Consider the following 19,764-nt stretch of genomic DNA (forward strand, 5'->3'; position numbering starts at 1 on the left):
GGGCGTCAGGGTCGGTGCGCCGCCACCGCCCGCGCACCCGCCGTGTCGCCGACCGACTCCAGGCCGGTGATCACGCCGTCCACGTCGGCGGCGGGGCGGTTCTGGCTGAGCTTGAACTTCGCGTCGATCCGGTCGATGCGCACCTCGACGCCCACGATCGCCCGCAGCTGGCCGCGCAGGAACTTCTCCGGGGCGTCGTCGACGCTCCACGGGGCGGGCCGACCGGTCTCGTGCAGGTCGGTCAGCCGGCGCACGACCTGCTCCACCCAGTCGACGTCGTCGTGCACCGTGACGGGGCCGCGCACGTGCGCCGTCACGTAGTTCCAGGTCGGGACGACGCGCCCGTGCTCGGCCTTCGAGGCGTACCAGGAGGGGCTGACGTAGGAGTCCGGGCCGCGCACGATCACCAGGGCGGGGAGGCCGTCGGCCCGCGTCCAGTGGTCGTTGTTGCGGGCGAAGTGGCCCAGCAGCACGCCGCGGTCGGGGTCGTGCACGAACGGCAGCATCGTCGCCTCCGGCCCGTCCGGGCCGGCCGTCACCAGGTCGGCGGCGCCGGGGTGGCGGAGCAGTTCCCGCACGTCGTCGTCGGTGGGTGCGAAGTGGGTGGGGACGTACACGCCCCCGACTCTACGAGCGCCGGCCGCGCGAACTGCGCATCCGCCGGCCTCCCGCGTGCGTCCGGACGTGCGCGGGAGGCTGGTCTACCGTCCCCGCGTGCCCACCCCCCGCCCCACCGCGACCCTCGGCGAGGAGCCGGGACCGTGCTGATCGCCCGGTCGGTCGCACTGTTCGTCGTCGCCGCCCTGTTCGAGATCGGCGGGGCGTGGCTGGTGTGGCAGGGCGTCCGCGAGCACCGGGGGTGGGTGTGGATCGGGGCGGGCGTGATCGCGCTCGGCGCCTACGGCTTCGTCGCCACCCTCCAGCCCGACGCCCAGTTCGGCCGGATCCTCGCCGCGTACGGGGGCGTGTTCGTCGCAGGTTCGCTGGCGTGGGGGATGGTCGCCGACGGCTACCGCCCCGACCGCTACGACGTGGTCGGTGCGCTGGTCTGCCTCGCCGGCGTCGCGGTGATCATGTACGCCCCGCGCGGCTGAGCGGCGTCACCCGCCCATGTAGGCCAGCTCGAGCTGGATGTTGTCCGGGTCGCGGAACACGATGACGGAGTAGGGCATCGGCTCCGTCGCGTCGATGACGCCGGAGTGCTCGACCCCCGACTCGTCGAGCCAGGCCGCCCACCGGTCGAGGTCGTCGTGGTGCGCGACGCCGATGGCGAGGTGGTCGAGCCCGGTGCGCGACTCGTGGGCCGTCTCGCCGCCGTTGGCGACGTGGTGGTGCAGGCCGATGGCCAGGCCGTTCTCGGGGTGCATGAGCACGACCGCGTGACCGCTCTCCTCGTTGCCCCAGTGCGGGAACGGCGCCGGGATCCGCTGCAGGCCGAGCACGCGCTCGTACCAGGCGGCACTGGCCTCGACGTCGCGCACGGTCGCGGCGAAGTGGTGGAGCCCGGTGGAGGGGGGAGGGGTCATGTCCGCGACGCTAGTGGCGTGGGTCACGCCGTGGTGACCGCCGGTCGGTGGACGACCCGGTACCAGTGCTCCGTCTCGCCGGGCACCGGCTCCAGCCGCACCGACGGCCCGCCGGGGCGGTGGAACAGGCGCGTCCCGTCGCCGAGCAGGACCGGGGCGACGAACACGAGCACCTCGTCGAGCAGCCCGGCGTCGGCGCACTGCCGGGCGACGTCGGCACCCAGGACGTTGACGTACCGCTCGCCCGCCGCCTCCGACGCCAGCGCGACGGCCTCGTGCAGGTCGGACGAGAACACGACGCCGGGCGGCGGGTCGTCGGGCGGGCGGTGCGTCAGCACGACCGACGGGCCGGTGTACGCGCCGCCGAACGCGCCCTCCTGCTCGGTGCCGCGGTGGGGGTCGTCGCCGCCGTAGGTGGTGCGCCCGGCCAGGATCGCGCCGACGCCGGCCAGCAGCCGGTCGGCGGTGGGGTTCGGACCACCGAGGTGCTCGGTCAGCCAGGACATGTCGCCGCCGGGCCCGGCGATGTAGCCGTCCAGCGACATCGTGGCGGAGTACAGCAGGGTGGCCATGGGTCCTCCTCGTGGTCGTGACGGGTCCGACCGCCGCCGCCGGCGGAACTCATCGGGCCGACCCGCCACATGGCGGCCGGCGCACCCGAACCTGCGCACCGCTGTCGGTTACGGCGCCCGCCCGGACTCCGGACGATGGCGCCCACATCGTCCACGGCCAACGGAGGTCAGCAGATGGGTTCGACGATCGACGGCACCGCCATCGACAGGGTCCTGCAGGGAGCGGTCGACGCGGGCGCGGTCCCGCACGTCGCCGCGATCGCGGCCGACCGCGACGGCATCGTCTACGAGGGCGGCGCGGGCGTCCGGGTGGTGGGCGAGAGCTCCGACCCGGTGACGACGTCCACGCAGTTCCGGATCATGTCCATGACCAAGATGGTCGCGACGACGGCCGCGCTGCAGCAGAAGGAGCGCGGCGAGCTCGACCTCGACGCCCCGATCGAGGAGTACTGCCCGGAGTTCGCGCAGGTCCAGGTGCTCGAGGGATGGGACGGCGACACGCCGCGGCTGCGCGCGCCGGCGTCGAGGGCCACCGTGCACCAGCTCGTCACGCACACGTCGGGGCTGGGGTACTGGTTCTGGAACGACCAGCTCGTGCAGTTCGAGGCGGCCACCGGCACCCCCAACGTCGTGCCGGGGAAGAAGGAGGCGTTCGGCGCGCCCCTGCTGCACGACCCGGGCGAGCGCTACACCTACGGCATCAACACCGACTGGCTCGGCAAGGTCGTCGAGGCCGTCGCCGGCACGACGCTGGACGTCGTCGTCAAGGAGGGCATCACCGGCCCGCTGGGCATGGACGACACGATGTTCCGCCTCGACGCCGGGCGCACCGCGAACGCCGTGACGGTGCACGTCAAGGGCGAGGACGGCGCCTGGACGTCGGCCGGGGAGATCCTCAACCAGGAGCCGGACTGGTGGGCGGGCGGCCACGGCCTGTACTCCACCCCGCGCGACTACATCCGGTTCGAGCGCGCCCTGCTGCGCGGCGGCGAGCTCGACGGCGCCCGGATCCTGTCGGAGGCGACGGTCGACGCCGCGTTCTCCAACCAGATCGGCGACCTCGACTTCCCGGCCGAGATCCCCACGGCCGACCCGCCCATCACCGACACCATGCACGCGGGCCCGGGCTGGAAGTGGGGCTACGGCCTCATGCTCAACACCGAGGACCTCCCGGGGCGCCGCCGCGCGGGCACCGGCGCCTGGGCGGGCCTGTTCAACACGCACTTCTTCGTCGACCGGACGACGGGGATCTGCGCGTCGATCTACACCAACTCGCTGCCCTTCATCACCGAGCACGAGGCGTGGAAGATGTACGGGGACTTCGAGACCGCCCTGTACGCGTCCCTGTAGGAGACCCCGTGACGACGGCGCGGCCCGACTTCGACCCCGAGCTGAAGGCCGGGCTGGCCGTCGTCGGCGGGGTGTTCCCGCCGACGATCACGCCGGACCTCATCGCGTTCATGCGGCGCTCCTACGCGTCGCCGCCGATCGAGGACACCCTGCGCGGCCGGCCGATCGCGCGGCACGAGGAGACGATCGCCGGGCACGGGGGCGACCCGATCACCGTGTCGGTGCTGCGGCCGACCGCGGCGTCGGGCCCGCGGCCGGGCGTGCTGTTCGTCCACTCCGGCGGACTGATGTTCGGCGACCGGTTCAGCGGGGCCGACCTCGTCCTGGACTGGGTCGACCGGCTCGGGGCGGTGCTGGTGGCCGTGGAGTACCGGCTCGCGCCGGAGTTCCCCGACCCCTACCCGCGCGAGGACGTCTACGCGGCGTGCGAGTGGGCGGCGACCCACGCCGAGCGCCTCGGCATCCGGCGCGACCGGTTCCTGGTGGCCGGCGCCAGCTCCGGCGGCGGGCTCGCCGCCGGGCTGGCGCTCGCCGCCCGCGACCGCGGCGGGCCGCGGCTGTGCGGGCAGGTGCTCGACTACCCGATGCTCGACGACCGCGGCACCACCCCGTCGACCGGCCAGTTCGACGGCGTCGGGGTGTGGGACCGCGTCAGCAACGAGACGGGCTGGACGGCGCTGCTCGGCGCGGCGCGCGGCGGGCCGGACGTCTCCCCCTACGCCGCCCCGGCCCGCGCCACCGACCTCGGACGGCTGCCCCCGGCGTTCATCGACGTCGGCGCCGCGGAGATCTTCCGCGACGAGGCGATCGCCTACGCCGACGGGATCTGGGCCGCGGGCGGCGACGCCGAGCTGCACGTGTGGTCGGGCGGCTTCCACGCCTTCGACATCTTCGCGCCGCACACCGTGCTCGCCCGCGGCATGATCGGTACCCGGGACGCCTGGGTGGAGAAGGTCCTCGCCGACTGAGCGGTCGGGCGGGGTCGGGAGCGGTAGGGTCGGCCAACTGGTCACAGGGCGGTGGTGGCGATGCAGGAGCTCCTGGGCCGGATCTCGGCGCTCGACCCGGAGGCCAGCCTCAGCCTGCGCGTCATCGCGTGCTTCGACGAGCTCGTCATCGGCAACGTCAACACGCGCGCGCTGCTGAGCGCGGCGGCGTCGCTGTCGGGGTGCACGGCCGGCTACCACCAGGACCACCCCCGCCGGTCGATGCGGGTCACGCCGCGCGGCGACGTCCGGCCCGAGGAGGTCCTGGTGCCGGCCGACGCGGGCAGCGCCTCCGAGGGCCTCTCGGTGTGGCTCGAGCGCGACGGCGCCCCGCACGTCAACGACGCGATCATCCTGGAGCGCCTCGCGCTGGCCGTCCGCATCCGGCACGGGCGCGGGCGCCGCGACCTCGACAACCGCCGCGAGCTGGGGCTGCTGCTCGACGCGTCCGTGCCGGTCGACGACCGCCGCACCGCCGCCGCCCGTCTGGGCCTGGCGGCCGGGTGCCGGCACCGGGTCGTCGCCGCGCCGCTGTTCGCCGCCTGGACCGACCACCCCGCCGGGCCGCAGGACGTCGTGCCCACGCCCTTCGGGCCGATCCACGCCGTCGTCGTGCCGCACGACCACCCGCCCGTCGTCGCGAGCCCGGCCGGCACCGGCGTCGCGGGGCCGGTGGAGCAGCTGCACCGCTCGTTCCGCACGGCGCTCGTCGCGCTGCGCTTGTGCCTGCCGCCCGAGCTGCCCAGCGTGCAGGCCGACGACTACGGCGGCCTGGTCGCGCTGCTCGCCGACACGCCCGCCGACGCCGACCTGCCCGACGTCGACGTGCTCGACACCGTCATGACGCACTCCTGGGGCGGTCCGACGCTCGACGCCGTGGTGCGCGCGGGGTCGGTGCGGCAGGCCGCGCGCCTCGCGGGCGTCCACCACAGCACGATGCAGACCCGCCTCGACGTGATCGCCGACGTGCTCGGCTTCGACCCCTTCGACGGGCTCGGGCGCTCGCGCGTCGGCATGGCGTACCTGGTGTGGCGGTTGCGGCACTCCCGGGTCCTCGACCTCCCCGCACCTGTGCGGGGCAACCCGATGGGCTGAACGTCCCGGTTCGCGGGGCCGGGGTGAGAGCACGTGCTCACGGGCCTACAGTGGGTCGATGGCCCAGCCGGAGACCGCAGCGTCGACCGACCTCGACGAGCAGCTGTGCTTCTCGCTGTACGCCGCCTCCCGCGCGATGATCGGCTGCTACCGGCCCCAGCTCGACGCCATCGGTCTCACCTACCCGCAGTACCTCGTGATGATCGTGCTCTGGGAGCGCGAGGAGGCCACGGTCACCGCGATCGGGTCGGCGCTGCAGCTGGAGACGGGCACGCTGTCGCCGCTGCTCAAGCGCCTCGAGGCGGCCGGGTTCGTCGCGCGGCGCCGCCAGGAGAGCGACGAGCGCTCGGTCCTGGTCTCGCTCAGCGACGCCGGCCGCGCCCTGCGCGAGCGCGTGCCCGACATCCAGCGCCGCGTCGTGCAGGCCACGGGCATGAGCCACGACCAGATCGCCGAGCTGCGGTCGGTCCTGACCGAGCTCACCGGCAGCCTGCACGAGGCGGCCGACCCCGATCAGCCGACCGGGATCGAGACCCCCACGCCGCCGCGGGTGTCGGCGCCGTAGCGGGCGATCTCCGCGTCGACGTCGAGCGCGGCGGTGCGCATCCCCGTGTCCTCGCCCAGCAGGTCGGCGGGCACGAGCCAGCTCACCTCGAACTCGATGCCGTCGGGGTCGTGGGCGTAGAGCGCCTTCGTGCTGCCGTGGTCGGAGGCGCCGACCAGCGCGCCGTGCTCGCGCAGGACGCCGGCGATGCGGCGCAGCTCGGCGAGCGTGTCGACCTCCCACGCCAGGTGGTAGAGCCCGACGGTGCCGCGGCCCGCCGTCGACGCTCCGGCCTGCGCCCCGATCGCGAACAGGCCGAGGTCGTGGTCGTTGGTCGAGCCCTCGGCCTGCAGGAACACCGCGCGGCCGGGCATGCCGGCGACCGGCCGGAAGCCGAGCGCCTGCTGGTAGAACGCCGCGCTCGCGTCGACGTCGCGGACGTAGAGGACGGCGTGGTTGAGCCGCTGGACGGGCATCGGAGCCTCCTTCGCTTGAACGTTCAACAGGCTAACACATGAAAGCTCAACTGATTTGCGCTACGGTGGCGCCGTGACGGACGACCGGTGGCTCACCGAGGACCAGCTGGAGGCCTGGCTGACCTTCCAGGCCGCGACGACGCTGCTCGACGCGGCTCTGGACCGCCAGCTCCAGCGCGACTCCGGGCTGCCCCACACCTACTACCTGATCCTGGCGATGCTGTCCGACGTCCCCGGCCGCACGGCGCGGATGAGCGACCTCGCCGTCATGACGCAGAGCTCGCAGAGCCGGCTCTCGCACGCCGTGTCGCGCCTGGAGGCCAACGGCTGGGTGAGCCGCGTCCCCTGCCCCGACGACCGCCGCAGCACCCTGGCCCGGCTCACCGACGCCGGCTTCGAGGTGCTCGCCGCCGCGGCCCCCGGGCACGTCGCCACCGTGCGCTCCCACGTCTTCGACCGCCTGTCCGCCGAGCAGGTGTGCCAGCTCCGGGAGATCGGCGCCGCGATCCTGGAGGGGCTCGACGCCCCGGCCGCGTTCCCCGGCCGGTCCCCGCGGCAGGAGGCCCGGCTGGCAGAGTGATCGCCATGGGAACCCTGGTGCTGCTCCGTCACGGGCAGAGCGTGTGGAACGCCGAGAACCTGTTCACCGGATGGGTGGACGTGCCGCTCACCGAGACGGGCGAGCAGGAGGCCCGCCGCGGCGGTGAGCTGCTGCGGGAGGCGGGGCTGCTGCCCGACGTCGTCCACACCTCGCTGCTGCGCCGCGCCATCTCGACCGCGCACCTCGCCCTCGACGCGTGCGACCGGCACTGGATCCCGGTCACGCGCGACTGGCGGCTCAACGAGCGGCACTACGGCGCCCTGCAGGGCAAGGACAAGAAGCAGACGCTCGCCGAGTTCGGCGAGGAGCAGTTCATGCTGTGGCGCCGCTCCTACGACACGCCGCCGCCGGAGATCGAGGTCGGCTCGGAGTTCGACCAGAGCGGCGACGTCCGGTACGCCGGTGCGCCCGTCCCGCGCACCGAGTGCCTCAAGGACGTCGTCGAGCGGTTCCTGCCCTACTGGGAGTCGGCGGTCGTGCCCGACCTGCGCGCCGGGAAGACCGTGCTGCTGGCCGCGCACGGCAACTCGCTGCGCGCGCTCGTCAAGCACCTCGACGGCATCTCCGACGCCGACATCGCCGCGCTCAACATCCCCACCGGCATGCCGCTGCGCTACGACCTCGACGACGACCTGCGCCCGACGGTCGCCGGCGGCACCTACCTCGACCCGCAGGCGGCGGCCGACGCCGCGGCGGCGGTGGCGGCGCAGGGGCGCTGAGGGCCCGCAGCCCTCGCGCAGCCCCGCGCGGCGCCCTCGCGGCGCGCCCTCCCGAGTTGTAGGAAAGCCACGTTCACGCAACCTCGTTGCGTGAACGTGGCTTTCCTGCAATCGGGTGGTGGACGGCGGGCGTCGTGAACGCCGCGTGAACGACGGCCGAAATATCGCGTTCCCGGACGTCACGGCGGTCACGACCGGGCCCCGGGGCTGGCCATCGCGGCCCCCCGCCTGCCTACGATGCCGCCCGTGACCGCACTGCTGTGCGTGCTGATCGCGGCCGCCGCTCTCGCGCTCGGCGTCGTCGTCGGGGCGCGGACCGCGCGGCGGCGCGTCGAGCCCGCTCCCGTCCCGGCCCCGCCGACGCCCGGCCCGCCCATGGCCGACCTCCTGCAGCGGGTGTTCCGCTCCTCCGACACCGGCCTCGCCGTGCTCACCCGCGCGGGCGACGTCGTGCTGCACAACGACCGCGCCGTCGAGCTCGGCCTCGTGAAGTCCGGCCTCCCCGACGCGCGGGCGTGGGCGGCGTGCCAGCGCGCCGAGCGCACCGGGCAGCCCGCCACCGTCGACCTCTCCCCGCTGGGCCACCGCGGCCGCCAGCCCGCCGCCGTCGTCGCCGACGTGCGTCCGCTGGGTGACGGCTACACGGTCGCCGAGGCGGCCGACACCTCCGACGCCGTGCGGCTGGAGGCCACGCGCCGCGACTTCGTCGCCAACGTCAGCCACGAGCTCAAGACGCCCGTCGGCGCGGTGGGGCTGCTCGCGGAGGCGGTGCTGGACGCCGCCGACGACCCCGTCGAGGTGCGCCGGTTCAGCGCGAAGATCCTCAGCGAGGCCAACCGGCTGGGCGCGCTGGTGACCGAGCTGATCGCGCTGTCGCGGCTGACGGGGGCCGAGCGGCTGCCGGAGCTGTGCGTCGTCGACGTCGACGAGGTGGTCCGCGAGGCCATGGCCCGCAGCCGGATCTCCGCCGAGCGGGCGCGCATCGACATCACCGTCGACCGCCCCACCGGCCTGGAGGTCGACGGCGACCGCACGCTGCTGGTCACCGCGCTGTCCAACCTCGTCGAGAACGCGATCGCGTACTCGCCCGCCGAGGCGTCGGTGTCGGTGTCGCGGCGGCGCGTCGGCGACTGGGTGGAGGTCTCGGTCACCGACCGCGGCATCGGCATCGCCCCCGAGCACCAGAAGCGCGTGTTCGAGCGCTTCTTCCGCGTCGACCCCGCCCGCTCGCGCGCCACCGGCGGCACCGGGCTGGGGCTCGCGATCGTCAAGCACGTGCTGGCCAACCACGGGGGCGAGGTGCGGCTGTGGAGCAGTCCCGGCACCGGCTCCACGTTCACGATGCGCCTGCCGGTCCACACCGACGAGCTCGACGACCTCGACGAGGCCGACGAGCCCGAGGGCGCCACCGAACTGCGCGCGAAGGAGATGTCATGACCAGGGTGCTCATCGTCGAGGACGAGGAGTCCTTCGCCGATCCGCTCGCGTTCCTGCTGCGCAAGGAGGGCTTCACGACGGCCGTGGCCGTCACCGGGCACGAGGCGCTGGAGGAGTTCGACCGCAACGGCGCCGACATCGTGCTGCTCGACCTCATGCTCCCCGGCATGAGCGGCACCGACGTCTGCAAGGCCCTGCGCACCCGCTCCGCCGTCCCGGTGATCATGGTGACGGCCCGCGACAGCGAGATCGACAAGGTCGTGGGCCTGGAGCTGGGCGCCGACGACTACGTCACCAAGCCCTACTCCGCCCGCGAGCTCATCGCCCGTGTCCGCGCGGTGCTGCGCCGCGGCGGCGAGGGCGGCCCGGAGGCCGACGGCCCCGGCGGCCGGGGGAGCGGCGCGGTGCTCGAGGCCGGGCCGGTGCGCATGGACGTGGAGCGGCACGTCGTGTCGGTGGGCGGGGAGGACGTGGCCCTGCCGCTCAAGGAGTTCGACCTGCTGGAGTACCTGCTGCGCAACGTCGGCCGGGTGCTCACCCGCGGCCAGCTCATCGACCGCGTCTGGGGTGCCGACTACGTGGGCGACACGAAGACGCTGGACGTGCACGTGAAGCGACTGCGGTCGAAGGTGGAGACCGACCCGGGGGCCCCGAAGCACCTGGTGACGGTGCGGGGGCTCGGGTACAAGTTCGAGGCCTGACCGCCGGCGGCACACGACCGGATCGATGCCCCGCCAAGATGCGCAGGACCGGGCGATCCCGCAGAACTCGACTCACACCGCGTCGGCGCCGATCGTGTTGCGCATCCGCTTCAGCAGAGCCATCTGCTCGCGGGTGAGCGACGACCGGGCCGCCGCGTGGATCTCGCCGTGGTTGCTGTGCAGCGGGATGTCGGCCTTCCCGCTGGCGGACACCTGCGCCATCGACCACCGGGAGAACGTCCGCTCGTCCCAGGTGCCTTCCTCGACGATGGTGACGTCGGTGTGCCGTTCGTCGCTGTTGATGCTGTCGAACAGCGACCGCACCGCTGCCTCGTCGCCCTCGAGGGCCTGGACGAAGTAGTGATCGGTGATCAGCAGGGCGCCGGTGACGCGCGCCGCCTTGTTGCGGGACCGGGCGACGTCGAAGATGCGCGCGAGCACCTTCGGTCGATCCTCGGCCGGAATCCTGCTGTGACTCCGGTAGACGAGCCGGAAGACGGGTTCGGATTCGCCGGGGCTCGCCGCAGTCATCGTCGACCTTCCGTCACCGGGAATCTGGCGTGGGGCAGGGTAGCGCAGAACCCGGTCCCGGCCATAGCACGCCGAGGCCCTCAGTGCCATGTCTGGAGATGCGCGCTACGCCGTGCGCACTGCAGGACGCGGGCCGGCCGCTGCCGGTCACGGTGCCGAGGGGCAGGCGCACCGCCCGGTGGGTACGAGTGCGCGGCAGGTGCGCCGGGGGGCGTGCGCAGTGCGCGGGGGAGGGTGTGACGGGTTCGGTCACGGCCGGATCACGACGGGCAGTAGCCTGCAGCCGTGCGCCTGGGTGTGCTCGACGTCGGTTCCAACACCGTCCACCTGCTGGTGGTGGACGCGCACCGCGGCGGCCACCCCACGCCCATGACCTCGGAGAAGGACGAGCTGCGCCTCGCCGAGAACCTCGACGCCGACGGCGCGCTCACCCCGGCCGGGGCCGACGCGCTCGTCCGGGCCGTCGCGAAGGCCGGCGCCGCGGCCACCGAGGCGGGCTGCGCCGACGTCCTCGCGTTCGCCACCTCCGCCCTGCGCGACGCCACCAACTCCGCCGCCGTGCTCGCCCGCGTCCGCGACGAGACCGGCGTCCGGCTGCAGGTGCTGCCCGGTGACGACGAGGCGCGGTACACGTTCCTCGCGGTCCGGCGCTGGTACGGCTGGTCGGCCGGACGCCTGCTCGTGCTCGACATCGGCGGCGGGTCGCTGGAGCTCGCGGCCGGGCGCGACGAGCACCCCGCCGTGGCCGCGTCGCTGCCCCTGGGCGCGGGACGCCTGACGCGCGAGTGGTTCCGCTCCGACCCGCCCTCGCGCCGGGAGATCGACGCCCTGCGCGCCCACCTCGACGCCGAGCTCGCCCCCGTCGCGCGGCGGCTGCGCCGGGCCGGTGCGCCGGAGCTCGCGGTCGGCACGTCGAAGACGTTCCGGTCGCTGGCCCGCCTCACCGGGGCCGCGCCGTCGAGCGAGGGGCCGCGGGTGCGGCGCGCGCTGACCGACGTCGGGCTCCGCCAGCTCGCCGCGTTCATCACGCGGATGTCGGCGGGCGACCTCGCCGAGCTGGAGGGCGTCAGCGCCAGCCGCGCGCACCAGCTGGTGGCCGGCGCGCTCGTCGCCGAGGCCGCCATGCGCGCCCTGCAGATCACGCAGCTGGAGATCTGCCCGTGGGCCCTGCGGGAGGGCGTCATCCTCCGGCGGCTCGACACGCTGGAGGGCTCCGCCCGCCCGCCCTCGGCACAGACCGACCGCTCGGCGCAGGACGCGCCGGACGGACTTGGACGCTTGACGTCGTACGAGGCACGGTGTACTGGATGAGTTCCGAGACCGACCACCCCCGTCAGCGCACCGTCGCCGAGCTGCTCGCCGAGCACGGCAGCGGTGGTGCGTCCACCGGTCGGCGTCGCCGCCGGCGGGAGAGCGACGATCTCGACGAAGGCGCCCCGCCCGGTCCGCCGCCCGCCGCTCCCGCCGACGCGCCGGTCGCGGCCCCGGACCGCTCGGTCCTGCGCGAGCCGGTGCAGCCCGCCCCGCCGCGGGGCGAGCCGTACGACGCGCGTCCGGGCGCACCGTCCCGGCAGGCCCCGCCGCACCAGAACGGGGCGCCCCAGAACGGCGGGCCCCAGAACGGCGGGCCCCAGAACGGCGGGCCCCAGAACGGCGGGCCCCAGAACGGCCCGGGGAACCAGAACGCCCCGCAGGCCCGCAACGGAGCCCCGACGCGGAGCGGCGGGCCGGCGCAGGGCGGTCCGGCCCAGAACGCCCCCGCTCAGAACGCGCCGGCCCAGAACGGCGCACCGCAGAACACCCCGACGCAGAACCGCCCGCCGCAGGACGCCCCCACGCAGAACCGCCCGCCGCAGGACGCGGGGCCGCAGGAGGGCCGCAGCGGGACCGCCCCCGGCACCCAGCCCGCCCCCGGCACCCAGCCCGCCCCCGGCACCCAGCCCCAGAACGGCCAGGCCGGCAACAACCAGGCCCGGAGCGGTGCGGTCCAGGACGGCGCCCGCCAGGACGTCGCCCGTCAGGACGGCCCGGGCCAGGACGGTGCGCGCTACGACGGGCCGCCGCAGGACGGGACGGCCCACGACGGGACGGCGCAGGACGGGACGGCCCAGTACCGCGCGGTCACCCCCGGCGCGGCTCCCGACGGCGTGACGCGCAACGGCCCGGCGGCCCAGCAGGCCCCCACCCGCCCCGCGGCCCCGCCCGCACGCCCGCCGGCCGCGCCCCCCGTCACCGCGCAGCCGAGCCTCGCGAAGGGGGCGCCCCAGGGCCCCGCCGCCGCGCCCGAGCGCGACCGGCCCACCGACGTCATGCCGCGCTACCGCGACGACGACCCGGTGGAGGAGGACCTCTTCACCCGCCCGATCCCGAAGCAGGCGCCGGCCGACGACGACGCCGACGAGGGCCCCTCGACCATGGTCGGCGTCGCGCCGGTCGGGGCCGAGGACTGGCACCGCGCCCGCACCGACGACGCCCGCCGCGACGGCGCGGCAACCGATCTCGAGGAGGACGGCCTCGAGAGCACCGGCTACCACCCGGCCGGTTTCGACGACGCCGACGACCGCGGATTCGACGATCGGGGCTTCGACGACCGGGGCTTCGACGACCGGGCCCCGGTCCGCCCCGGCGAGGGCCCCGCGGGCCTCGGCGGCCGCCCGCTCGACGCCGACGACGACGTCCCGCCCCCGCGCGAGCGCCGGCTGGGCCGCGGCTCCTCGGCCCGCGAGGGCGCCTCGACCGGGTGGGCCGCGGTCGTGGTGCAGTGGATCGCCGGTGCGCTCGGCGGGGCCGTGCTGTGGGTGCTGTTCCGGTTCCTGTGGCGCAACCTGCCCGTCGTCGCGCTCGCCTCGGCCGTGCTCGTCACGGTCGGTCTCGTCGTGGTCGTCCGCGCCCTGCTGCACAACGACGACCGGCGCACGACCGTCTTCGCCGTGCTCGTCGGCCTCCTCCTGACCGTGTCGCCCGCGATCCTGGTACTCATGGGCAGATGAGGCTCTCGCCGCCCGTCGCCCTGTCGACGGCATCGGTCTACCCGGAACCGGTCGCCGCGGGGTTCGAGGTGGCGGCGGAGCTGGGGTACGACGGCGTCGAGCTGATGGTGTGGTCGGACCCGGTGAGCCAGGACGTCGCCGCCGTCGACCGCCTGGCCCAGCGCCACGGCGTTCCCGTCCTCGCCGTGCACGCGCCCTGCCTGGCCGTGACGCAGCGCGTGTGGGGCGCCGACCCGATCGTCCGCATCCGCCGCTCCGTCGAGGCCGCGGCGCAGCTGGGGGCGTCCACGGTCGTGCTGCACCCGCCGTTCCGCTGGCAGCGCCGCTACGCCGCGCAGTTCGCCGACGAGGTGGCGCGCGCGGGCGAGTACAGCGGCGTGGCGCTCGCCGTCGAGAACATGTTCCCGCTGCGGCGCGGGGCGATCCGCACGGTGCCCTACAGCCCCGGCTACGACCCCACCGACGTCGGGCACGCCCACTACACGCTCGACCTCTCCCACACCGCCGCCGCGGGCTCCGACACCCTTGCGATGCTCGAGCGCATGGGGGAGCGGCTCACGCACCTGCACCTCACCGACGGCAGCGGCGCCCCCCGCGACGAGCACCTCGTGCCCGGGCGCGGCACGCAGCCGTGCGCGGAGGTCTGCGAGCGCCTCGTCGCGTCCGGGTTCGCCGGGGTGGTGGTGCTGGAGGTCAGCACGCGCCGCTGCCGCACCCGCTACGAGCGGACGTCGCTGCTGGCCGAGTCGCTGCTGTTCGCGCGGCTGCACCTGCAGGCCGCGCCCGACCCCGCCCTGTCCTAGGAGCACCCTCCTCGGCGCGCATCACACCGGCCGCGCGGCGGTGGCGTGGTAGAGCTTTCCCATGACCACGACGGGTACCGCGACGGCACCGTTCCGCCGCGCCATCGCCATCGACGACCTGGGTGACGGCCGCTTCGGCGCCGAGCTCGGCCCGCACTGGACGGTGGGCCCCAAGGCGCACGGCGGGCTGCTGATGGTGCTGCTCGCGCAGGCCGGGCTCGCCCGCCTCGCCGCCGACGCCCCCGGCGCGGCCCCCGACCCCCTCGCGGTCGCGGCCGACTTCCTGCGCGCCCCCGACCCCGGCCCCGTCGAGCTGACGACGGAGGTCCTCAAGCTGGGGCGCACGGTGTCGGTCGTGCAGGTGCGGATGAGCCAGGGCGGCAAGGCGATGCTCGCGGCCACCGTCACCGGCGGCACGCTGCCCGACGCCGAGCCGCACTACGCCGACCTGCCCGACCTCCCGGCCGACCCGCCCGCTGACGCGTTCGACCCGGGCTCGCAGGAGAAGGCGGTGTTCGGCCTGTCCTCCTCGTGCGACCTGCGCTTCGACCAGGCGTCCATGCCGTTCGCGCGCCGCGAGCAGGGCCCGCCGGTCGTGCGCGGCTGGACCCGCCCCCGCGACGAGCCCACCGACGTCCTGTTCGCGATGCTCGCCGGCGACATCCTGCCGCCCACCGTGTTCAACGTGACCGGCCGCTTCGGCTGGGCCCCCACCGTCCAGCTGACGGCCCTGCTCCGCGCGAAGCCCGCCCCCGGCTGGCTGCGGGTGGAGTCGCGGTCGCGGACGGTCGCCGGCACCTGGTTCGACGAGGACGCCACCGTCGTCGACGCGGCGGGCCGGCTGGTCTGCCAGGCCCGCCAGCTCGCGCTGGCCCCGCTGACCGACTGATCACCGGCGGGGCGGCCCCGACTACCGTCTCGGCCATGACGCGGATCGCGGTGCTCGGGGCGGGGAAGATCGGGGAGGCCCTGCTGGCCGGGCTGCTGGCGGCCGGGCGGTCGCCGGGCGACCTGGTGTTCACCGAGCGGCACCCGGAGCGCTCCGCGGAGCTGACGGCCCGCCTGGGCGTGGCCGGGGTGGACGTCGCCGCCGCCGCGGCGCACGCCGAGATCGTCGTCATCGCCGTGAAGCCCCAGGACGTCGTGCCGGTGCTCGCCGAGCTCGCGGGCGTGGTGCGCCCCGGCACGCTCGTGGTGTCGCTGTGCGCGGGCGTCCCGCTGGCCGTCGTCGAGGGGGCGCTGCCCGCCGGCACCGCCGCCGTCCGTGTCATGCCGAACACCCCGATGCTGGTGGGGGAGGCGATGAGCGCGCTGTCGGGCGGCGCGCACAGCAGCGAGGAGCAGCTCGCCGCCGTCGAGGAGATGCTCCGGGCCGTCGGGCGCGTCGTCCGGGTCCCGGAGTCGCAGCAGGACGCGGTCACCGCGCTGTCGGGCTCGGGTCCGGCGTACTTCTTCTTCCTGGTCGAGGCCATGATCGACGCCGGGATCCTGCTCGGCCTGCCGCGCGCGGTGGCCGCCGACCTCATCGTGCAGTCGGCGTTCGGGGCGGCCCTGATGCTGCGCGAGTCCGACGACCACCCGGTGATCCTGCGCGAGGCCGTCACCTCGCCCGCGGGCACGACGATCGCCGCGATCCGGGAGCTGGAGAAGCACGGCGTGCGGGCCGCGCTGATCGCCGCGATCGAGGCGGCGCGCGACCGATCGGTCGAACTGGGTCGCGCGGCGGCAGGGCGGTGACCCGATCGGACGACCGCCTCTCACCCTGACGCGGGGCTGAACTGCACGCACGAGTGGCGATGCGTGTCGAAGTCGTCACAGGGGCACCGCTAAGCTCACGCAGAACACCAGTGCCGTGTCTGGTGACCAGACGAAAGCGGTGAGCGGGATGGCGTCCGAACAGCACGGGTTCGCCCAGGTGCAGTTCCTGACCGTGGCCGAGGTCGCAGCGACCATGCGGGTCTCGAAGATGACCGTGTACCGCCTCGTGCACTCCGGCGAACTGCCGGCCGCACGGGTCGGGCGCTCGTTCCGCGTGCCCAAGCCCGCCGTCGAGGACTACCTCCGCAACGCCTACTTCGACGCGGGCTGATACCCGCGCGAGTGCCCCGGTAAGGTGGACCACCGGTCGTCCTCCCGGCCGGCGCCGATCTCCGCACCACCGGCGCCGTGCAGCCGGGCCCGCCCGCTCCACCCGCAGACCAGGAAGGCACCCAGCATGGGTTCAGTCATCAAGAAGCGCCGCAAGCGGATGTCGAAGAAGAAGCACCGCAAGCTCCTGCGCAAGACCCGCGTGCAGCGTCGCAAGCTCGGCAAGTGAGGCGGGCCGGCGGGTGACCGCCGGCCGCACCGGGTCCGTGGCCCCCTGTCCCTGCACATCGTGTCGGTGGCCACGACCCGACGCGCGGTGGGTGCGCAGGGTCTAGCATCGGCCACTCACCGCATCGATCGTTCTTCGGAGTAGGTCCGTGACGCCATCTGTCGTGCTCGTCACGGGGGTCAGCCGGTTCCTCGGCGGGCACCTCGCCGCCCGGCTCGCCGCCAACCCCGACATCGACCGCGTGCTGGGGGTCGACACCGTCCCCCCACCGCGCGACCTCCTGCGCCGGATGGGCCGCGCCGAGTTCGTGCGCGCCGACATCCGCAACCCGCTCATCTCCAAGGTCATCGAGCACGCCTCCGTCGACACCGTCGTGCACGCGTCGCTGTCGGCCAACCCCGGGTCGTCCGGGGGGCGCGCCACGATGAAGGAGATGAACGTCATCGGCACGATGCAGCTCCTCGCGGCGTGCCAGAAGGCGCCGTCGGTGCGGCGCATGGTGCTCAAGTCCACCACCGCGGTGTACGGCTCCAGCCCGCGCGACCCGGCGCTGTTCGACGAGACGACCACGCCGAAGGACCTGCCCTCGGGCGGCTACGCGAAGGACGCCGTCGAGATCGAGGGCTACCTGCGCGGCTTCGGCCGCCGCCGCCCCGACGTCTCGGTCACCGTGCTGCGGTTCTCCAACTTCATCGGCCCGCGCATCGACACGGTGCTCACCCGCTACTTCTCCCTGCCGGTGATCCCCACCGTGCTCGGCTACGACGCCCGCGTGCAGCTGCTGCACGAGGAGGACGCCCTCGCGGTCCTGGAGCGCGCCACGAGCCACGACCTGCCCGGCGTGTACAACGTGGCCGCCGACGGCGTCCTGCTGCTCTCCCAGGCCATCCGGCGGGCCGGGCGCGTGCCGCTGCCGGTGCCCAGCGGGGCCGTCGGCCCGGTGAGCCGGATCTTCCGCGGCGCGCGGCTCGTCGACTTCTCCCCGGAGCAGATGCGCTTCCTCAACTTCGGCCGGGTCGTCGACACCGCCCGGCTCCGCAGCCAGTTCGGGTTCACCCCGCGCTGGACCACCACCCAGGCGTTCGACGACTACGTCCGCGGCCGCGCCCTGCGCCCCGTGGTCTCGGCCGAGTCCATCGAGACGGTCGAGCGCGGCGTGCTCGCCGCGGCCAGGACGCTGCGATGACGCCCGCCGACGCGAGGAGGGCCGCCGTGTCCGACGCCCACGTCATCCCGCTGCACGCCGACCGCAGCGGGGCCCGCACCCGCTGGCGCCTCGGCGAGAGCCGCAGCGCGCCCGCCCCGGAGCCCGAGCCGGTGCCCGCACCCGAGCCCGAGCCGGAGCCCGTCGCGGAGTGGGAGGAGGCGCTCACCGAGGCGCTCGCGTTCCTGCGCAGGCGGCTCGCGGGCGACTACACCGTCGACGAGTTCGGGTTCGACGCCGAGCTCACCGACAACGTCCTGCTCCCCGCCCTGCGCCCGCTCTACGAGCGCTGGTTCCGCGTGGAGACCATCGGGATGCACCACGTGCCCGACACCGGTGGCGCGCTGATCGTCGCCAACCACTCGGGAACGCTGCCGCTGGACTCCCTCATGACGGCCGTGGCCCTGCACGACGACCATCCCGCGCAGCGGCACCTGCGGATGCTGGGCGCCGACCTGATGTTCCAGCTGCCCGTCCTGGGCTCGCTGGCGCGCAAGCAGGGCAGCACGCTGGCCTGCACCCCGGACGCCGAGCGCCTGATGTCGGCGGGCGAGCTCGTCGGCGTGTGGCCGGAGGGCTTCAAGGGCATCGGCAAGCCGTTCCGCGACCGCTACAAGCTGCAGCGCTTCGGCCGTGGCGGTTTCGTGTCGGCGGCGCTGCGCACCGGCGTGCCGATCATCCCGTGCTCGATCGTCGGGGCCGAGGAGATCTACCCCAAGATCGGCGAGGTGAAGGCGCTCGCGCGGCTGTTCGGGGCGCCGTACTTCCCCGTCACGCCGCTGTTCCCGCACCTGGGGCCGCTGGGGCTGATCCCGCTGCCGTCGAAGTGGTACATCGAGTTCGGCGAGCCCATCTGCACCGAGGGCCTGGGCGCCGGCGAGGCCGACGACCCGATGCTCGTGTTCAACCTGACCGACCAGGTCCGCGAGACGATCCAGCACACGCTCTACCGGCTGCTGTCCCAGCGCCGCAACGCGTTCCTGGGCTGAGAGCGGGTCAGCGCCGCCGCACCGCGAGGCCCGCGGCGGCCACCGCGGCCGCACCGATAACCGACGGCACGCCGATCCGGGCGGCCCGGCGGCCGGTGCGGAAGTCGCGGACCTGCCAGCCGCGCTCGCGGGCGATGTCGCGCAGGGACGCGTCGGGGTTGATCGCCACCGCCGTGCCGACGGCCGAGAGCATCGGCACGTCGTTGACGGAGTCGGAGTACGCCGTGCAGCGGCGCAGGTCGAGCCCCTCGGACACGGCCAGCGCGCGCACGGCGTGGCCCTTCGCGGGGCCGTGCAGGATCTCGCCGACGAGCCGCCCGGTGTAGACGCCGTCGACGCTCTCGGCGACGGTGCCCAGCGCGCCGGTGAGGCCCAGGCGCCGCGCGATGATCAGGGCCAGCTCGACGGGCGTGGCCGTGACGAGCCAGACCCGCTGCCCGGCGTCGAGGTGCATCTGGGCGAGCGCGCGGGTGCCGGCCCAGATGCGGTCGGCCATCAGCTCGTCGTAGATCTCCTCGCCCAGCGTGGTGATCTCGTCGACGCTGCGGCCCGCGACGAAGGACAGCGCCGTGTCGCGCCCCGTCGTCGTGGAGTAGGTGCTCTCCCGGCCGCCGACCCGGAACTTGATCTGCTGCCACGCGAAGCCGGCGAGGTCGGAGCTGGTGAAGAACTTGCGGGCGGCGAGCCCGCGGGCGAAGTGGAAGATCGACGCGCCGATCATCATGGTGTTGTCGACGTCGAAGAAGGCCGCGGCGGTGAGGTCGGTCAGCGGCACGTCGCCCGGGCCGCTGTCGCCGGCCGCGACCGCGGCGGCCGCCGAGGCCTCCCCGGCCCGGACGGCCGGGTCGAGCGCCGTCGACGCGTCGATCCCGCGCGGGGCGTCTCCTGCGCCTGTCACCTGGGCTCCTCGAGGACGACGACGA

At 74.6% G+C, this 19,764-nt stretch carries 24 protein-coding genes; 18 read left to right on the forward strand and 6 right to left on the reverse strand.

All coding sequences use genetic code 11. From position 1 onward, the window contains the following. Nucleotides 1–5 precede the first annotated feature (5 nt). Entirely contained in the window at nt 6–617 is a 612-nt protein-coding gene (locus HOP40_RS11100) for an FMN-binding negative transcriptional regulator (protein ID WP_172157394.1), read from the reverse strand. A 144-nt stretch (nt 618–761) separates the two neighbouring features. Between HOP40_RS11100 and HOP40_RS11105 the strand changes: the two genes are divergently transcribed. Beyond that, nucleotides 762–1,094, forward strand: coding sequence for a YnfA family protein (locus tag HOP40_RS11105; protein WP_172157396.1), 333 nt, complete (start codon nt 762–764; stop codon nt 1,092–1,094). Nucleotides 1,095–1,100: 6 nt separating this feature from the next. On the opposite strand, the gene HOP40_RS11110 is transcribed toward HOP40_RS11105, so the two are convergent. Both HOP40_RS11110 and HOP40_RS11115 read right to left on the reverse strand, forming a co-directional pair. Further along, on the reverse strand, nt 1,101–1,526 hold the full coding sequence (locus HOP40_RS11110; RefSeq protein ID WP_172157398.1) for a VOC family protein: 426 nt from the start codon (nt 1,524–1,526) through the stop codon (nt 1,101–1,103). Nucleotides 1,527–1,549: 23 nt separating this feature from the next. Further along, on the reverse strand, nt 1,550–2,098 hold the full coding sequence (locus HOP40_RS11115) for a dihydrofolate reductase family protein (protein ID WP_172157400.1): 549 nt from the start codon (nt 2,096–2,098) through the stop codon (nt 1,550–1,552). A gap of 174 nt (nt 2,099–2,272) precedes the next feature. On the opposite strand from HOP40_RS11115, the gene HOP40_RS11120 reads away from it, so the two are divergent. The 4 genes from HOP40_RS11120 to HOP40_RS11135 are packed head-to-tail and all read left to right on the forward strand — an operon-like array spanning nt 2,273 to nt 6,094. Continuing rightward, the gene (locus HOP40_RS11120; RefSeq protein ID WP_172157402.1) at nt 2,273–3,448 is read left to right on the forward strand and encodes a serine hydrolase domain-containing protein; all 1,176 of its coding nucleotides are present in this window, start codon (nt 2,273–2,275) and stop codon (nt 3,446–3,448) included. Nucleotides 3,449–3,456: 8 nt separating this feature from the next. Next, nucleotides 3,457–4,416, forward strand: coding sequence for an alpha/beta hydrolase (locus HOP40_RS11125; protein ID WP_205347155.1), 960 nt, complete (start codon nt 3,457–3,459; stop codon nt 4,414–4,416). A gap of 60 nt (nt 4,417–4,476) precedes the next feature. Continuing rightward, on the forward strand, nt 4,477–5,529 hold the full coding sequence (locus HOP40_RS11130) for a helix-turn-helix domain-containing protein (RefSeq protein WP_172157404.1): 1,053 nt from the start codon (nt 4,477–4,479) through the stop codon (nt 5,527–5,529). 58 nt (nt 5,530–5,587) lie between these two features. After that, complete coding sequence (locus HOP40_RS11135; RefSeq protein ID WP_172157406.1) at nt 5,588–6,094, forward strand: MarR family winged helix-turn-helix transcriptional regulator; 507 nt, start codon at nt 5,588–5,590, stop codon at nt 6,092–6,094. Here HOP40_RS11135 and HOP40_RS11140 read toward each other — a convergent pair. After that, nucleotides 6,043–6,549 (reverse strand): VOC family protein, encoded by a 507-nt coding sequence (locus HOP40_RS11140; protein WP_172157408.1) that lies wholly within the window; start codon nt 6,547–6,549, stop codon nt 6,043–6,045. The genes HOP40_RS11135 and HOP40_RS11140 overlap by 52 nt on opposite strands. Before the next feature lie 73 nt (nt 6,550–6,622). Between HOP40_RS11140 and HOP40_RS11145 the strand changes: the two genes are divergently transcribed. From HOP40_RS11145 to HOP40_RS11160, 4 genes are all read left to right on the forward strand, one after another. After that, the gene (locus HOP40_RS11145) at nt 6,623–7,129 is read left to right on the forward strand and encodes a MarR family winged helix-turn-helix transcriptional regulator (RefSeq protein ID WP_172157410.1); all 507 of its coding nucleotides are present in this window, start codon (nt 6,623–6,625) and stop codon (nt 7,127–7,129) included. Next, entirely contained in the window at nt 7,126–7,869 is a 744-nt protein-coding gene (locus tag HOP40_RS11150) for a phosphoglyceromutase (protein ID WP_172157412.1), read from the forward strand. The genes HOP40_RS11145 and HOP40_RS11150 overlap by 4 nt, the downstream gene beginning before the upstream one ends. A gap of 246 nt (nt 7,870–8,115) precedes the next feature. Then, entirely contained in the window at nt 8,116–9,306 is a 1,191-nt protein-coding gene (locus HOP40_RS11155; protein WP_275691348.1) for a sensor histidine kinase, read from the forward strand. Next, nucleotides 9,303–10,007 (forward strand): response regulator transcription factor, encoded by a 705-nt coding sequence (locus tag HOP40_RS11160; RefSeq protein WP_172157416.1) that lies wholly within the window; start codon nt 9,303–9,305, stop codon nt 10,005–10,007. The genes HOP40_RS11155 and HOP40_RS11160 overlap by 4 nt, the downstream gene beginning before the upstream one ends. Before the next feature lie 72 nt (nt 10,008–10,079). On the opposite strand, the gene HOP40_RS11165 is transcribed toward HOP40_RS11160, so the two are convergent. Continuing rightward, complete coding sequence (locus HOP40_RS11165; RefSeq protein WP_172157418.1) at nt 10,080–10,628, reverse strand: BLUF domain-containing protein; 549 nt, start codon at nt 10,626–10,628, stop codon at nt 10,080–10,082. Between the two features lie 195 nt (nt 10,629–10,823). Here HOP40_RS11165 and HOP40_RS11170 point away from each other — a divergent pair, with 195 nt between their 5' ends. The 9 genes from HOP40_RS11170 (at nt 10,824) to HOP40_RS11210 (ending at nt 18,841) form a co-directional block, all read left to right on the forward strand. Further along, entirely contained in the window at nt 10,824–11,849 is a 1,026-nt protein-coding gene (locus HOP40_RS11170; RefSeq protein WP_172157420.1) for a Ppx/GppA family phosphatase, read from the forward strand. Then, the gene (locus HOP40_RS11175) at nt 11,846–13,528 is read left to right on the forward strand and encodes a hypothetical protein (protein WP_172157422.1); all 1,683 of its coding nucleotides are present in this window, start codon (nt 11,846–11,848) and stop codon (nt 13,526–13,528) included. Before HOP40_RS11170 ends, HOP40_RS11175 begins: the two co-directional genes overlap by 4 nt. Then, a complete protein-coding gene (locus HOP40_RS11180) occupies nt 13,525–14,331 on the forward strand; it encodes a sugar phosphate isomerase/epimerase family protein (protein WP_172157424.1) in 807 nt (268 codons plus the stop codon). The genes HOP40_RS11175 and HOP40_RS11180 overlap by 4 nt, the downstream gene beginning before the upstream one ends. Nucleotides 14,332–14,392: 61 nt before the next feature. Beyond that, complete coding sequence (locus HOP40_RS11185; protein ID WP_172157426.1) at nt 14,393–15,220, forward strand: thioesterase family protein; 828 nt, start codon at nt 14,393–14,395, stop codon at nt 15,218–15,220. Nucleotides 15,221–15,255: 35 nt separating this feature from the next. Then, nucleotides 15,256–16,068 carry a pyrroline-5-carboxylate reductase gene (gene proC / locus HOP40_RS11190; protein ID WP_172157428.1) on the forward strand — a complete coding sequence of 271 codons (813 nt, stop codon included), beginning with the start codon at nt 15,256–15,258 and terminating at the stop codon, nt 16,066–16,068. A gap of 148 nt (nt 16,069–16,216) precedes the next feature. Then, the gene (locus tag HOP40_RS11195) at nt 16,217–16,420 is read left to right on the forward strand and encodes a helix-turn-helix domain-containing protein (protein ID WP_172157430.1); all 204 of its coding nucleotides are present in this window, start codon (nt 16,217–16,219) and stop codon (nt 16,418–16,420) included. A gap of 126 nt (nt 16,421–16,546) precedes the next feature. Continuing rightward, nucleotides 16,547–16,648, forward strand: a complete 102-nt coding sequence (locus HOP40_RS11200) for a 30S ribosomal protein bS22 (protein ID WP_010241351.1) — start codon at nt 16,547–16,549, stop codon at nt 16,646–16,648. Nucleotides 16,649–16,796: 148 nt separating this feature from the next. Continuing rightward, a complete protein-coding gene (locus tag HOP40_RS11205; protein WP_172157432.1) occupies nt 16,797–17,834 on the forward strand; it encodes an NAD-dependent epimerase/dehydratase family protein in 1,038 nt (345 codons plus the stop codon). Continuing rightward, nucleotides 17,831–18,841 (forward strand): lysophospholipid acyltransferase family protein, encoded by a 1,011-nt coding sequence (locus HOP40_RS11210; protein WP_172157434.1) that lies wholly within the window; start codon nt 17,831–17,833, stop codon nt 18,839–18,841. Before HOP40_RS11205 ends, HOP40_RS11210 begins: the two co-directional genes overlap by 4 nt. Before the next feature lie 7 nt (nt 18,842–18,848). On the opposite strand, the gene HOP40_RS11215 is transcribed toward HOP40_RS11210, so the two are convergent. After that, nucleotides 18,849–19,739, reverse strand: a complete 891-nt coding sequence (locus tag HOP40_RS11215) for an HAD family hydrolase (RefSeq protein ID WP_172157436.1) — start codon at nt 19,737–19,739, stop codon at nt 18,849–18,851. Nucleotides 19,740–19,764 lie beyond the last annotated feature (25 nt).

Source organism: Pseudonocardia broussonetiae, from assembly GCF_013155125.1.
GTDB lineage: Bacteria > Actinomycetota > Actinomycetes > Mycobacteriales > Pseudonocardiaceae > Pseudonocardia > Pseudonocardia broussonetiae.

What these genes read in the sequence shown, in the direction of transcription:
- HOP40_RS11180 (WP_172157424.1), top strand. Translation starts at nt 13,525, where the DNA reads ATGAGGCTCTCGCCGCCCGTCGCCCTGTCGACGGCATCGGTCTACCCG.
- proC (WP_172157428.1), top strand. Translation starts at nt 15,256, where the DNA reads ATGACGCGGATCGCGGTGCTCGGGGCGGGGAAGATCGGGGAGGCCCTG.
- HOP40_RS11115 (WP_172157400.1), bottom strand. Translation starts at nt 2,098, where the DNA reads ATGGCCACCCTGCTGTACTCCGCCACGATGTCGCTGGACGGCTACATC.
- HOP40_RS11210 (WP_172157434.1), top strand. Translation starts at nt 17,831, where the DNA reads ATGACGCCCGCCGACGCGAGGAGGGCCGCCGTGTCCGACGCCCACGTC.
- HOP40_RS11160 (WP_172157416.1), top strand. Translation starts at nt 9,303, where the DNA reads ATGACCAGGGTGCTCATCGTCGAGGACGAGGAGTCCTTCGCCGATCCG.
- HOP40_RS11120 (WP_172157402.1), top strand. Translation starts at nt 2,273, where the DNA reads ATGGGTTCGACGATCGACGGCACCGCCATCGACAGGGTCCTGCAGGGA.
- HOP40_RS11130 (WP_172157404.1), top strand. Translation starts at nt 4,477, where the DNA reads ATGCAGGAGCTCCTGGGCCGGATCTCGGCGCTCGACCCGGAGGCCAGC.
- HOP40_RS11185 (WP_172157426.1), top strand. Translation starts at nt 14,393, where the DNA reads ATGACCACGACGGGTACCGCGACGGCACCGTTCCGCCGCGCCATCGCC.
- HOP40_RS11140 (WP_172157408.1), bottom strand. Translation starts at nt 6,549, where the DNA reads ATGCCCGTCCAGCGGCTCAACCACGCCGTCCTCTACGTCCGCGACGTC.
- HOP40_RS11195 (WP_172157430.1), top strand. Translation starts at nt 16,217, where the DNA reads ATGGCGTCCGAACAGCACGGGTTCGCCCAGGTGCAGTTCCTGACCGTG.
- HOP40_RS11135 (WP_172157406.1), top strand. Translation starts at nt 5,588, where the DNA reads ATGGCCCAGCCGGAGACCGCAGCGTCGACCGACCTCGACGAGCAGCTG.
- HOP40_RS11175 (WP_172157422.1), top strand. Translation starts at nt 11,846, where the DNA reads ATGAGTTCCGAGACCGACCACCCCCGTCAGCGCACCGTCGCCGAGCTG.
- HOP40_RS11165 (WP_172157418.1), bottom strand. Translation starts at nt 10,628, where the DNA reads ATGGCACTGAGGGCCTCGGCGTGCTATGGCCGGGACCGGGTTCTGCGC.
- HOP40_RS11200 (WP_010241351.1), top strand. Translation starts at nt 16,547, where the DNA reads ATGGGTTCAGTCATCAAGAAGCGCCGCAAGCGGATGTCGAAGAAGAAG.
- HOP40_RS11110 (WP_172157398.1), bottom strand. Translation starts at nt 1,526, where the DNA reads ATGACCCCTCCCCCCTCCACCGGGCTCCACCACTTCGCCGCGACCGTG.